Origin of the sequence: Cryobacterium sp. TmT2-59 (assembly GCF_004403545.1) — a bacterium.
GTDB lineage: Bacteria > Actinomycetota > Actinomycetes > Actinomycetales > Microbacteriaceae > Cryobacterium > Cryobacterium shii.
This window is the reverse complement of the sequence record NZ_SOGM01000044.1, coordinates 57,566-70,660: the sequence shown is the minus strand read 5'-3', so window position 1 is coordinate 70,660 and position 13,095 is coordinate 57,566. Positions and strand designations below refer to the sequence as shown.

At 69.5% G+C, this 13,095-nt stretch carries 11 protein-coding genes and 2 tRNA genes; 9 read left to right on the top strand and 4 right to left on the bottom strand.

Annotated features, from left to right (window positions below):
- The first annotated feature begins 94 nt into the window (after window positions 1-94).
- On the top strand, window positions 95-1,114 hold the full coding sequence (locus tag E3T24_RS07470; protein WP_134366572.1) for a DUF2332 domain-containing protein: 1,020 nt from the start codon (window positions 95-97) through the stop codon (window positions 1,112-1,114).
- A gap of 103 nt (window positions 1,115-1,217) precedes the next feature.
- Here E3T24_RS07470 and E3T24_RS07465 read toward each other — a convergent pair whose 3' ends face one another.
- Window positions 1,218-2,570: an MFS transporter gene (locus tag E3T24_RS07465; protein WP_134366588.1), complete on the bottom strand. Its 1,353-nt coding sequence runs from the start codon at window positions 2,568-2,570 to the stop codon at window positions 1,218-1,220.
- Window positions 2,571-2,876: 306 nt separating this feature from the next.
- Between E3T24_RS07465 and E3T24_RS07460 the strand changes: the two genes are divergently transcribed.
- Entirely contained in the window at window positions 2,877-3,686 is an 810-nt protein-coding gene (locus E3T24_RS07460; protein WP_134366573.1) for a GNAT family N-acetyltransferase, read from the top strand.
- A 185-nt stretch (window positions 3,687-3,871) separates the two neighbouring features.
- Here E3T24_RS07460 and E3T24_RS07455 read toward each other — a convergent pair whose 3' ends face one another.
- Together E3T24_RS07455 and E3T24_RS07450 are read right to left on the bottom strand one after the other, a co-directional pair.
- On the bottom strand, window positions 3,872-5,368 hold the full coding sequence (locus E3T24_RS07455) for an SDR family NAD(P)-dependent oxidoreductase (protein WP_134366574.1): 1,497 nt from the start codon (window positions 5,366-5,368) through the stop codon (window positions 3,872-3,874).
- A 123-nt stretch (window positions 5,369-5,491) separates the two neighbouring features.
- Window positions 5,492-7,096 carry an MFS transporter gene (locus tag E3T24_RS07450; protein WP_174235682.1) on the bottom strand — a complete coding sequence of 535 codons (1,605 nt, stop codon included), beginning with the start codon at window positions 7,094-7,096 and terminating at the stop codon, window positions 5,492-5,494.
- A 185-nt stretch (window positions 7,097-7,281) separates the two neighbouring features.
- Here E3T24_RS07450 and E3T24_RS07445 point away from each other — a divergent pair, with 185 nt between their 5' ends.
- The 6 genes from E3T24_RS07445 to E3T24_RS07420 all read left to right on the top strand — a co-directional run bounded on the left by E3T24_RS07445 (window position 7,282) and on the right by E3T24_RS07420 (window position 12,746).
- Window positions 7,282-7,890, top strand: a complete 609-nt coding sequence (locus tag E3T24_RS07445) for a disulfide bond formation protein DsbA (protein WP_134366576.1) — start codon at window positions 7,282-7,284, stop codon at window positions 7,888-7,890.
- Window positions 7,891-7,903: 13 nt separating this feature from the next.
- On the top strand, window positions 7,904-8,392 hold the full coding sequence (locus E3T24_RS07440) for a ribose-5-phosphate isomerase (RefSeq protein WP_134366577.1): 489 nt from the start codon (window positions 7,904-7,906) through the stop codon (window positions 8,390-8,392).
- 2 nt (window positions 8,393-8,394) lie between these two features.
- Window positions 8,395-9,378, top strand: a complete 984-nt coding sequence (locus tag E3T24_RS07435) for a DNA-formamidopyrimidine glycosylase family protein (RefSeq protein WP_134366578.1) — start codon at window positions 8,395-8,397, stop codon at window positions 9,376-9,378.
- Between the two features lie 34 nt (window positions 9,379-9,412).
- A complete protein-coding gene (locus E3T24_RS07430; RefSeq protein WP_134366579.1) occupies window positions 9,413-10,117 on the top strand; it encodes an FMN-binding negative transcriptional regulator in 705 nt (234 codons plus the stop codon).
- Window positions 10,114-11,598, top strand: coding sequence for an amidohydrolase family protein (locus E3T24_RS07425; RefSeq protein WP_198418101.1), 1,485 nt, complete (start codon window positions 10,114-10,116; stop codon window positions 11,596-11,598). The genes E3T24_RS07430 and E3T24_RS07425 overlap by 4 nt, the downstream gene beginning before the upstream one ends.
- Window positions 11,599-11,774: 176 nt before the next feature.
- Complete coding sequence (locus E3T24_RS07420; protein ID WP_134366580.1) at window positions 11,775-12,746, top strand: L-lactate dehydrogenase; 972 nt, start codon at window positions 11,775-11,777, stop codon at window positions 12,744-12,746.
- 9 nt (window positions 12,747-12,755) lie between these two features.
- On the opposite strand, the gene E3T24_RS07415 is transcribed toward E3T24_RS07420, so the two are convergent.
- Window positions 12,756-12,829 (bottom strand) — tRNA-Gly (locus E3T24_RS07415).
- A gap of 169 nt (window positions 12,830-12,998) precedes the next feature.
- Here E3T24_RS07415 and E3T24_RS07410 point away from each other — a divergent pair.
- Window positions 12,999-13,075, top strand: a tRNA-Pro gene (locus tag E3T24_RS07410).
- The last annotated feature ends 20 nt before the right edge of the window (window positions 13,076-13,095 follow it).

Genomic DNA, 13,095 nt, shown 5'->3' with positions numbered 1-13,095 from the left:
CGGTTTCTCCATCTCGGTTTCGCGGTATGCGGGCGCGCTGACGCTTGTGACGCAGCACACAGGATTCAGCCTAGCCAAGGATTAGGGTGTGCGCATGAGGGCAAGCACCGACCCGCGGGCCGCGACCGCCGACCGCTACCGGGAGTTCGCCGACATGGAAGCGCGCGGCCTGAGCGCCTGCTACGAAGCGTGGGCGCACGGCGTGGCGGACGACCCGGCGACCGTCGCCCTGATCGACCGGCTCCCGGCGCCGAAACGGCAGCCGAACCTGGTCTTCAGCGCGGCGCGGTTCCACGGCGCCCCCGTCTCGGAGTACGGGGAGTTCGGCTCCTGGCTGGCCGGCCACTGGGCCGTCGTGTCGGCCACCTGCCTCAGTCACTCCACCCAGACGAACGAGCCCGGACGGTGCGCGGTGCTGCTGCCGGCGCTCGCCGCGCTTCCCGGTCCGCTGGCCCTGATCGAGGTGGGGGCATCCGCGGGGCTCTGCCTGTATCCCGACCGGTACAGCTACCGGTATCTCGCCGGCGATGAGGTCGAACGGATGCTGCATCCCGCCGCCGGGCCGAGCCCGGTGGTCCTCGACTGCTCCCTGACCGGGCCGGTGCCCGGGCCGGCCGAACTGCCCGAGGTGGTCTGGCGGGCCGGCGTCGACCTCAACCCGCTCGACCTGTTCGATCAGGCCGACGTGGCCTGGCTGGACGCCCTGATCTGGCCGGAGCACGACGATCGCCGGGCGAGGCTCCGTGCGGCGGTGCAGCTCGCTCGGGCGGAGCCGGCCCCGATCGTGCGAGGGGACCTCAACGACCAGGTCGAGGCCCTCGTCGCACGGGCGCCCGCCGGGGCGACCGTGGTCGTGTTCCACACCGCCGTGCTGGCCTACCTCGACGAAGCAGCCGCGCGCCGGTTCACGGCCACCATGCACCGGCTGCCCGTGCGCTGGTTGTCCAACGAGGGCCGCTCGGTCGTGCCCGCGGTGACGGAGAGACTGCGGGCGCGCCCCGCAGCATCCACTGACTTCGTGCTCGCTCTGGATGCCGAGCCGATCGCGTTCACGGAGCCGCACGGGCGGGCCCTGCACTGGCTGGACGAGCGGGGATCCTCGCCCCGGCGGTGAACCAATTCGACGGAGATATTGCCGTAAAGGCTCGCTTTCGGGCTGTTCAGGGTCGTTTCTGTCAGAATCTCCGTCGAATTCGTTCAGGTGTCGAGGCCTCGGGTCACTGCACCCGGTGAGCCGGCGTTCGCGGCATGGAGATCGCCGCAATCATGGTCAAAGCGGCGGTGACGGTCACGGCCGCGAACACCGCGCCGGATGCCGCGACGACCGTGGCGGCATCCGGCGCCCCTCGCCCGGAGGCGGAGAAGATCGCGTTCGCCACGGCGCCGAAGATGGCCACGCCGACCGCGCTGCCGATGGAACGGGAGAACAGGTTGGCTCCGGTGACGACGCCGCGTTCGTTCCAGTCGACGCTGGACTGCGCCGCGATCAGGGACGGGGTGGCCACCAGGCCCAGGCCGAGGCCGGTCACGAAACAGCTGGCGGCGACGATGGCGACCGAGGGGGTCGCTGCGAAGAGTGCGAGGGCCACCACGCCGAGCAGCACGATGCCGATGCCGATCAGCGCCGTGTTCCGGAAGCCGATCCGCAGGTACAGGCGCCCGGAGAGCGATGCCGAGATCGGCCAGCCGATCGTCAGCGCCGCCAGGGCCAGACCGGCGGTCAGCGGCGCGGTTCCCAGGGCCCCTTCGAGGTAGGTCGGCACGAAGGAAGTGAGGCCGATCAGGATGGCGCCGACACCGATCGAGACGAGCGCGGTGCTGAGCAGCAGATGCCGGCTGAACACCCAGAGCGGCAGGACGGGCTCGGCGGCCCCCCGCTCGGCGAGCACGAACAGGGCCAGCAGGAGCGCGCCCAGGCCGAAGGATCCGATGCTCTGCGGCGAGTTCCAGGCCCAGGCCTGCCCGCCCTCCAGCACGGCTATGATCAGGAGGCTCAGTGACACGGTGAGCAGCCCGGCCCCGAGGTAGTCCACCTGGTGGCGGCGGGGCTCGACCGTCTCGTGGAATTGGCGCAGCAGCATCCAGGCAGCGATGACGCAGAGCGGGATGTTGACGAAGAAGATCCAGCGCCAGGACAGGAACTGGGAGAACACGCCGCCGAGGGTGGGGCCGACGACGGAGGAGATCGCCCAGACGCTGGCGAGGTAGCCCTGCACCTTCGCGCGTTCGACCACGGTGTAGATGTCGCCGGCGATGGTGACCGCCATCGGCTGCACGGCCCCGGCCCCGAGGCCCTGGATCGCGCGGAAAACGATCAGCGCAGGCATGCTCCAGGCCAGCCCGCAGAGCACCGAGCCGAGCAGGAACAGGGCGATGCCGATCAGCACGATCGGCTTGCGACCGACGGTGTCGGCCAGTTTCGCGTACACCGGCACGGACACGGCCTGGGCGAGCAGGTAGATGGAGAACAGCCAGGGGAACTGGGCGAAGCCGCCGAGGTCCTTCACGATCGTGGGCACGGCGGTCGCCAGAATGGTGGCGTCGATCGCGACCAGGCCCGTGGTCATCATCAGGGCGATCAGCACCGGGCCGCGTTCGGAACGGAAGCCCACGTCGATGCTGCTCAGCTTGCACCTCTTCACTCACCGGGACGGATGCCCCTTGACTCCAAGTCGTCGCGGCGGTCGAGCATTCCCGCCGGGCGTCCCGGATCGGTGGCCCCTGGCTCGACTCCCGGGCGGAGCCGGCACACGGTGTCCGGCGCTGAACCAATTCGACGGAGATTCTGCCCTAACAGCCCGTTTTTTGGCCGTCTGGGTCTCGTTTGGCCAAAATTACCGTCGAATTCGTTCGGGCCGGCTCTAGGGTGGGGCGCAATGACAAGTCGAGAGGCCCTCCTGGCCGCCTACGATGCCCAGCTCCGGCTGCGGGTTCCGGCCGAGCAGCCCGCGGGCATCCGTTTTGAACTGCGGGGTTCGGTTCTGCGCGTGGTGGGATGGCACCAGGGTTTCGTCGAGACCGCCCGCGAGGTGGGACTGACCGGGTCGGCGCTGGACGCCCTCATCGCCGGGCACCGAGACTTCTTCGCGGCTCGCGGCGAGGCGGTGGAGTGGAAGACCCGCGGCCACGACGAGCCCGCGGACCTGACCCGGCGCCTGATCGCTGCCGGGTTCGTGCCCGAGGCACCCGAGACGGTCGTCGTGGGCGAGACCGCGCGCCTGACCGCGCGACCCGGGTCCGGGCTGCCCGACGGGGTCACCATCCGTCAGGTCGACTCCCGAGCGGATTTCGATGGCATCGCCGACGTCCAGACTCAGGTCTGGGGAACGGACCAGTCCTGGCTGGCCGGCGACCTTGAGACGAGTGTGCGCGATGCCCCGGGTGATGTGCTCGTCTTCGTCGCCGAGGCCGCCGGAGAGGTGGTCTCCTCGTGCCGACTCGAGTTCACCCCGGGAACGGACTTCGCCGGCCTCTGGGGCGGGTCGACGCTTGCCGCCTGGCGGGGCCGCGGCATCTACCGGGCGCTCGTGGCGCACCGGGCACGGCTCGCGCACGATCGTGGCGTGCGCTACCTGCAGGTCGACGCCTCCGAGGACAGCAAACCGATCCTGCTGCGCCTGGGCTTCCAGACGCTGACGACGACGACCCCGTATGTCTGGACGCCGCCCGCCCCCGCGCCGGACTGATCCTCGGCGTTGCCTGGTCGCGCTGCGAGTGCGCCGGGGCATCCGCTCGCCCTCACCAATTCCACCCAACCAATTCGACGGAGATTTTGCCGAAATCGGGTCTGAATCGGCCTCCAGGGTGCGAAAAGCTCAGAATCTCCGTCGAATTGGTTCGGAGCGGGACAGGGTGGTGGCCCGAGGGACGGCTACCAGGTTCCGGGCTGGTAATCCTTCAGGAAGACGCCGCAGAGGTCTTCGCCGGCCTCGCCGCGCACGATCGGGTCGTAGACCCGCGCCGCGCCGTCGACCAGGTCGAGCGGGGCGTGGAAGCCCTCCTCGGCGAGGCGCACCTTGGTCGGGTGCGGGCGCTCGTCGGTGATCCAGCCGGTGTCCACACTCGTCATCAGGATGCCGTCCGAGAGCATCTCCTTCGCGCTGGTGCGGGTGAGCATGTTCAGCGCGGCCTTGGCCATGTTCGTGTGCGGGTGGCCGGGGCCCTTGTAGCCGCGGCCGAACACGCCCTCCATCGCGGACACGTTCACGATGTAGGTGCGGCGGGCCTCGGATGCCGCCAGCGACGCACGCAGGCGGCTCACCAGCAGAAACGGGGCCGTGGTGTTGCAGAGCTGAACCTCGAGCATCTCCAGCGGGTCTACGTCCTGCACGTTCGCGGTCCAGCTGTTCGCGTCGTGCAGGTCGGGCACGAGCCCGCCCGCGTCGATCGCGGTGCCGGCGGCGAGGCGCTCGAGCGAGGAGGAGCCCGGCGCCAGGGCCAGCGCGGTGAGGTCGTCGGCGGTGAGCGCGCCGGTCGCGCCGGCCGCGGCGGTGAGGATCGGGTGACTGGTGACGGATGCCGCGAGCGCGGTCGGGTGCGCGTCGTTGGCGTGCCCGAACGTCACGATCTCCGGGATGCTGCCCTCCGGCAGCGGAGACTGCTCCGCCAGGGCCAGCATCGAGTAGGAGCCGGGGGAGCGGCGCACGGTCTGGGCGGCGTTGTTGATCAGGATGTCGAGCGGTCCGGCCGCCGCCACGGAGTCGGCCAGGCCGATCACCTGAGCCGGGTCGCGCAGGTCGATACCCACGATCCGCAACCGGTGCAGCCAGTCGGCGGAGTCCGGCATGGCGCTGAACCGGCGCACCGCATCCCGCGGGAACCGGGTGGTGATGGTCGTGTGGGCGCCGTCGCGCAGCAGGCGCAGGGCGATGTACATGCCGATCTTGGCGCGGCCGCCGGTGAGCAGGGCGCGCTTGCCGGTCAGGTCGGTGCGGGCATCCCGTTTCTGGTGGCTCATGGCCGCGCAGCCGGGGCACAGCTGGTGGTAGAACGCGTCGACGAGGGTGTACTTCTGCTTGCAGATGTAGCAGGCCCGGGGCACGAGCAGTTCGCCGGCCGACGCCCGATCGGTGCCGAGGCGCAGCTGGGCGCCGATGGTCTCGTCGTCGATCCGGGTGCGGGCGCCGGTCGCGGTCGCGGCGATGACCTCCCGGTCGGCGTCCGCGATCGCCTGGCGCTTCTCGCCGCGGCGCACCATTTTGACGGACTTGAACATCTTGGCGGTGGCCTGCCGCACGGTGACGAAGTCCGGGTCCTCCGGGTCGATCTCGCTGAGCGAGGCGAGGACCCGCAGGGCGATCGCCATCTCCGCGGGGTCGATGCCCGGTGCGGGCTCTGCCGCGGGCTCGGTCGAAGGCGTGGTGGTCATCCGCCAATTCTACGACGGCCCCCTGAGACGACTGTTGCCCGGCCGGACAACTGGTGCCGGTGTAGCGGCACCTGTTGTCCGTCCGGGCAACAGCGGTGAAGCGAGCTGGTGGAGCGGGTGTGGCTAGACCTTCAGGGTCTCCGGCGCAGGAGTGGAGTCGAGTTCCGTCGCGAGCGAGGACAGGTCCATCGACGAGGTGGCCGGCTCATACGTTTCGTCGAACGGCATTTCGTCGGTGTCCAGGTCGGGGTTGTCGTCCTGGTTGGCGACCAGCTCGCGGGCCTCGAAGACCGAATTCACGCTGGGCATCGAGCCCAGCAGCGGGCGTCCGGCAGACTCGCGCAGGAAGAAGATCGCGATTCCACCGACGACGGATGTGCCCATCAGGTAGTAGGCCGGCATCATGTCGTTCCCGGTCCCGGCAATGAGCGCCGCGATGATGAACGGCGTGGTGCCGCCGAAGATGGCGACCGAGAAGTTGTACGCGATGCCCATGGCGCCGTAACGACTTTCGGTCGGGAACAGCGCCGGCAGGGCCGAGGCCAGGTTGGCGACGTAGAACGTGACGGGCAGGGCGATCAGGGCCAGGCCGAGCAGCGTCGACCAGATCTCACCGACACCGATCAGCAGGAACGCGGGGATGGAGAGCACCACGGCACTACCGGCGCCCATCCAGAGCACCGGGCGGCGGCCGATCTTGTCCGACAGTCGGCCGGCGAGGGGGATGCAGAACGACATGATCACGAGGATGGGGATGGTCAGCAGTGTGCCGTGCAGCTCGTCGTAGCCCTTGGTGGCGGTGAGGTACGTCGGCATGTAGGAGGTCAGGGCGTAGCCGAGGGTGTTCGCCGCGGCAACGAGGACCATCGCGACGATGATGCCGCGCCAGTGGTTCTTGAAAATGCTGACCGGGCCGTTCGACGCGGCGGACTCGTCGGTGAACGACGGGTCGGTGGCAGCCAGCTCCTTGGCATCCAGGGTGGCCTGGAAGGTGGGGGATTCCTCGATCTTGAGGCGGAACCAGATGGCGATCAGGCCGAGCGGTCCGGCGATGAGGAACGGGATGCGCCAGCCCCAGTCTTCCATCACGGGCTGACCCAGGGTCACCTGCAGGATCGAGACGAGCGCGGCGCCGATGGCGAAGCCGAGGTAGCTGCCCATGTCGAGCAGGCTGGCGAAGAAGCCGCGGTGCTTGTCGGGCGAGTGCTCGCTGACGAAGGTGGTCGCACCGGCGTACTCACCGCCGGTGGAGAAGCCCTGCACGAGCTTGGTGAAGACGAGCAACGCCGCGGCGAGCATGCCGACCTGGGCGTAGCTGGGCAGCAGGCCCACCGCGAAAGTGGATGCCGCCATCAGCATCAGGGTCATCGACAGCACCTTCTGGCGGCCGATCTTGTCTCCGAGCCAGCCGAAGAAGACGCCACCGAGCGGGCGGGCGATGAAGGTCGCGGCGAAGGTGCCGAGCAGGAAGAGGGTCTGCACCGTCTTGTCGGCCTCGGGCAGGAACACCGGGCCCATCGTCGTGATCAGGTAGCCGAACACGCCGACGTCGTACCATTCCATCGTGTTTCCGACGATGGTGCCGCCGAGGGCCTTCTTCAGTCTCGACTGGTCGACCACGTTGACGTGGGACACTTTTAAGCGGCGCTTGAGGAGCGTTTTCTTCGCCTTGCCGGCGGTGAGATCCGCACCGGCATTCGAATCGGTCGTGCTTGTCGTTCTGAGCATTGGAGCTTCTCTCGTGGAGATCATTTTTCGATGAAAAGTTGCGGCCCGCTTCCGGGCATAACGTACGATTTTAGCCGAAAAGTGGCCTCAACCAGACATTTCGTTTGGGATACCCGCCCTGGACAGGGGTTTACGTGGGGTCTCCGTCGCCCGTTCTCGAGTCAATCGGCGCTTAGGCTGGCACCATGGCTGACTCCGTGAAGTTCTGGTTCGACCCCTCCTGCCCCTGGGCCTGGATGACCTCCCGCTGGGTGGGGGAGGTGGCCGCCCTGCGCGGTTTCGACGTCGAGTGGAAGGTGATGAGCCTCGCCGTCCTGAACGAGGATCAGGACGTGTCAGAGGAGTACCGGGAGTTCTTCCCGCGGGCCCTCAAATACACCCGCCTGGTGCAGGCCGCGCAGGAACTGCACGGCCAGCAGACGGTCAAGGCTCTCTACGACGCCCTCGGCGCGCGCATCCACCCGGGCGGCAGCTCGAACCCCGACGAGGTCATCCCGGCGGCGCTCGCCGAAGTGGGCCTGCCGGTCGCCTTCGCCGCCTTGGCGGACAGCGAGCAATACGACGTGCAGATGCGCGCCAGCCACTTCGACGGCATGGAGCGAGTGGGGCAGGATGTGGGCACCCCCGTCATCTCCGTCAACGACGTGGCCTTCTTCGGCCCGGTCGTGTCGCCCGCGCCCACCGGCGACCAGGCGCTGGCCTTGTGGGACGGCGTGGTGGCCGTCGCCGGCTGCGAGGGCTTTTTCGAGATGAAGCGCACCCGCACCCGCGGACCCGTCTTCGCGGCCGAGTAAATAGAATTGGATCATGCGCATCCACATCGCCACTGACCACGCCGGCCTCGAATTCAGCCACCACCTGCTCACGCACCTCACCCTTGCCGGTCACGAAGTCGTGAACCACGGCCCGGTGAGCTACGACGCCCTCGACGACTACCCCGGGTTCTGCATCACCGCGGCCGAGGCCGTCGTGACCGACCTCACGCAGGGCGTAGAGGCGCTCGGCATCGTCTTCGGCGGGTCGGGCAACGGCGAGCAGATGGCGGCCAACAAGGTGAAGGGGATTCGAGCCGCTCTCGTCTGGAGCCTCAACACGGCGCGTCTCGCCCGCGAGCACAACGACGCCAACGTCATCTCCATCGGCGCCCGCCAGCACACGATCGAGGATGCCACCGACTTCATCGACGCCTTCATCGCGGAGCCGTTCCCCGGGGACGAGCGCCATGTGCGCCGGATCTCCCAGCTGGCGGAGTACGAAACGACCTGCACAATCAACGGCACGCCTCTTTCAAGCTAACCGTGCCCGAGGGTCATTCCGTCCACCGGATCGCGCGCCAGTTCGCCCGAAATTTCGTGGGCAAGCGCATCCGGCTGTCGTCCCCGCAGGGCCGCTTCGTGGACGGCGCGGCCCGGCTGGACGGTCACTCCATGACGGATGCCCGCGCCGTCGGTAAGCAAATGTTCCTGGAGTTCGACAACGGGCTGTGGTTGCGCGTGCACCTGGGTCTCTACGGTGCGTGGGATTTCGCGGGCGACATCCAGGTGGACGCCACCGTCGCATCCGCCAACGGACGCATGGGCCAGACCGGCATGCGCGGCACCGGCGACGCCGTTCTGGATTCGGCCGGCGAGAACTCGGTGCGCAGTATCGGCGCTCCCCGGCTGACCCGGCTGCGGATGGCGGAGGCCGAGAAGGTCAGCGTCGAACCCGACGGTTTCCCGCCCGACCCCATCGGCCAGGTTCGGGTTCGCCTGCTCGCCGACGACGTCGTGGCCGACCTGCGCGGGCCCACGGCCTGCGAGGTGCTCGGCCCCGACCAGGTCGAGGTCGCGATGAACCGGCTCGGCCCTGACCCGATGCTCGACGACGGCGCCGCCGCGGAGGAGCGCTTCGTCAGCGCGGTGCGCAAGAAACCGACGCCGATCGGCCGGCTCCTGATGGACCAATCCGTGGTCAGCGGGATCGGCAACGTGTACCGCGCCGAGCTCCTGTTCCGGGCGGGCATCAATCCATACGCCCCCGGGAAGTCGCTTCGCGACGAGCAGGCGCGGGCCCTCTGGCGGGACTGGGCCCACCTGCTGAAGATCGGCGTCTCCACCGGCCAGATGATGACGATGGACGACCTGGGCGACGAAGACTACGTTCTCGCCATGCGCAACCGGGCCGACCGGCACTGGGTGTACAAACGCGAAGGGCTGCCATGCCGGATCTGCGGCACGCACATCACCCTGGAGGAGATGGCCGCCCGCAAGCTCTACTGGTGCCCGCGGTGCCAGTCCTGACCCCCGGCCCGCAGCCCCACCGAACGGGAGCCCGATGAGACACAATCCCAGTTTCGCCCTCGACGATCCGGATGAGGTCAAGCGCCTGATCCGCGAGAACCCGTGGGCGAGCATGATCAGTCACACCTCCGCGGGCGAGCTGGTGGCGTCGCATTACCCGGTGATCCTCGACGAGGACGCCGAGGGCATCGTGTTGCTCAGCCATGTCGGCCGGCCCGACGAGGCGCTGCACGAACTCGGCCGGCACGAACTGCTGGTCATCATCCAGGGCCCGCACGGGTACATCTCCCCGGGCTGGTACGACGGGCCCGCGGATGCCCCCACCCCGGCCGTGCCGACCTGGAATTTCGTCACCGCCCACCTGCACGGCACCCCGGAGCTGCTCAGCGACGAGGAGAACCTGCGCGTGCTCGACCGGCTCGTCGACCATTTCGAAGAACGGATGCCTGAGCCGCGTCGCCTCAACGGCACGCCCGCGAGCTCCGCCTACGCCGCCCGCATCGTCGGCGGCACGGTCGGCTTCCGGCTCCGGGTGAGCCGCCTCAGCGCGAAGAGCAAGCTGAGCCAGAACAAGCCGGCCGAGACGGTGGCGCGCATCCTGGCCGAACTCGACGGGGACGGCCCCTACGCGAGCCCGGCGCTCGCCGCCGAGATGCGCCGCGTGCACGACCCGGTTCCGCCCGTCACCTACGCGCCCCTCGGCGCGGAGCCGTCCGGCCCGCAGGGACACGACCGGTGACGCCCGGGGACTCCGAGTCGCTGGTGCTCCGGAACGCCCGGCTTCCCGGCAGCGACGAACGGGTCGACGTGGAGATCGTGGACGGTCGGATCCGGCGGATCGGCTACCTCGGAATGGTGGGACCCGGCATCCGTGCGGTGGATCTCGCCGAACGGTGGCTGATCCCCGGTCTCTGGGACAATCATGTGCACTTCAGCCAGTGGGCGCAGACCGCGCGACGGCTGGACCTATCCGGCGCCGGCAGCGCCGCCGAGGTGGCTGCCCTGGTCGCCGCGCGCGTGCCGGACCTGGCGGCGGGCGAGGGCCTGGTCGGTTTCGGGTTCAGGGACGGCCTCTGGCCGGATGTCCCGGCCCGGGCCACGCTCGACGCGGTCACCGGCCCCGTGCCGGCCGTGCTGATCAGCGGCGACCTGCACTCCTGCTGGCTGAACTCGGCCGCGCTGGCGCAGCACGGGTTCGCCGACCATCCGACCGGCCTGCTCCGCGAGGACGACTGCTTCGCCGTGGTGCGGGCGCTGGCCGCGGTGCCCGACCGGGTGATGGACGGGTGGGCGGACGCCGCGGCCCGGGCCGCGGCGGCCCGCGGGGTCGTCGGCATCGTCGAGATGGAGATGGCCTGGAACCTCGACACGTGGCGGCGCCGCATCCAGGCCGGCACGGATGCGCTCCGGGTCGAGTTCGGCATCTACACCCCGCAGCTCGGCCGGGCGGTCGAGCAGGGACTCCGCAGCGGGGACGTGATCGCGGGGACCGGTGGGCTCCTCACGGTGGGTCCCTACAAGGTCATCACCGACGGGTCGCTCAACACCCGCACCGCCTTCTGCTTCGACGAGTACCCCGGCCTGGAGGGGCAGCCCGGCTCGCGCGGGTCGCTCAACGTGCCGCCCGAGGAACTGCTCGACCACCTGCGGGTGGCGACGGAGGCCGGCATCCGCCCCGCCGTGCACGCCATCGGCGACCACGCGAACAGCCTCGCGCTCGACACCTTCGAACGGCTCGGCTGCTCGGGCAGCATCGAGCACGCGCAACTGCTCGCCCCCGCCGACATCGCCCGTTTCGCCCGGCTGGGCGTGGTGGCCAGTGTGCAGCCCGAGCACGCCCTGGACGACCGCGACGTCGCCGACCGGTACTGGGCCGGCCGCACCGACCGGGCCTTCGTGCTGGCCAGCCTGTTGCGCGCCGGCGCGACCCTCGCGCTCGGGTCGGACGCCCCGGTGGCGCCGCTGGACCCCTGGGTGAGCCTGGCCGCTGCGGTCGGCCGCACCCGCGACGGGCGCGAACCCTGGCACGCCGAGCAGGCGATCTCCCGGCAGGCGGCGCTCGCCGCGTCCGCGCGCGGCCGGCACCGCGTGCTGGTGGGGGACGTCGCCGACCTCGCCGTGTGCGAGACCGACCCGTTCGTCGCCTCCGTCGGCGACCTCCGACGGATGCCCGTGGCCGCCACGCTGCTGGCCGGCCGGTTCACGCACGACCGGCTCTGACCGTCCGGCCCGGGGCCGGCGCCCGGGTCGCGGCGCAGGTTGTGGCAGCGGGCGCAGGTTCCAACCTGAGCCGCGAGCCACAACCTGCGCCGCGAGTGCTGGTCCCGCCGGCACCGGGGCTTGATTTCGCCTGCCGAGGAATGGGACACGGGCCCCGGAAGGGGCAGACTTGACCCATGAGCGTGATCGAGAATTCCAAGCTGGCCATCATCGGAGCGGGAGCGGTGGGGTCCTCCCTCGCCTACGCCTCCCTGATCCGTCAATCGGCGCGCGAAGTCGTGCTCTACGACATCAACGGGCCCAAGGTCGAGGCCGAGGTGCTCGACCTGGCCCACGGCACCCAGTTCACCGGTGCCTCCTGCGTGGCCGGCGGCAGCGACCTCGACGCGATCGCGGGGGCGAACATGGTCGTCATCACCGCCGGCGCGAGGCAGCACCCGGGCCAGTCCCGGCTCGAGATGGCCGGTGTCAACGTCGGCATCCTGCGGGAACTGATGCCGAAACTCGTCGAGCGCGCCCCCGACGCCATCTACATGCTGGTCACCAACCCCTGCGACGTGCTGGCCTACGCGGCACGCGAGTTCAGCGGGCTGCCGGCCTCGCGGGTCTTCGGCTCCGGCACGGTCCTGGACTCGTCACGGCTGCGCTGGATGCTGGCGCACCGGGTCGGAGTCGCGATCGCCAATGTGCACGCGGTCATCGTCGGCGAGCACGGCGACTCGGAGTTCCCACTCTGGTCCCAGGCCCGGATCGGCCCGATCTCGATGGCCGAGTGGGTTCAGGACGCGATCTCGCCGAAGGGCCTGGTTCCCTTCTCCGAATCGGAATTCGACGCGATCACCGAGAGTGTGAAGTCCGCGGCCTACAAGGTGATCGAGGGCAAGGGCGCGACCAACTACGCGATCGGGCTGTCCGGCGCCCGGATCGTCGAGGCCGTGCTCCGTGACGAGGGCGCCGTGCTGCCCGTGAGTTCGGTGCTCACCGACTACCGCGGCGTCAGCAACGTGGCCCTCTCGGTGCCGAGCGTGATCAACGCCGACGGGGTCTCTCGGGTGATCGAGGTGCCCTTCAGCGAGAAGGAGCAGGAACTGTTCGAGCACTCGGCGGCGACTCTGCGCCAGACGCTGGACGGACTCGGCCTGAAGTGAGCGATGTTGTGGAGGGGATGACGGGAATCGAACCCGCGCCATCAGTTTGGAAAACTGAGGCTCTACCATTGAGCTACATCCCCCGAGCGCAGTCTCCCGCGCACTCACACAGCGTAGTACACGTTGGCGGGTGCTCGCTGCACAGGGGGACCCGCGACATCCGGCCCGTGCAGTAGACTAACCGAGGTCATTCTGCGTGAAGTGCGATCCTTGCACGCCTCGCGGACGGCACCACCGGGTTGAGACAGTGTCCGGGGCGTAGCTCAGCTTGGTAGAGCGCTCGGTTTGGGGCCGAGAGGTCGCAGGTTCGAATCCTGTCGCCCCGACCATCATCCCCCCATACATCGGT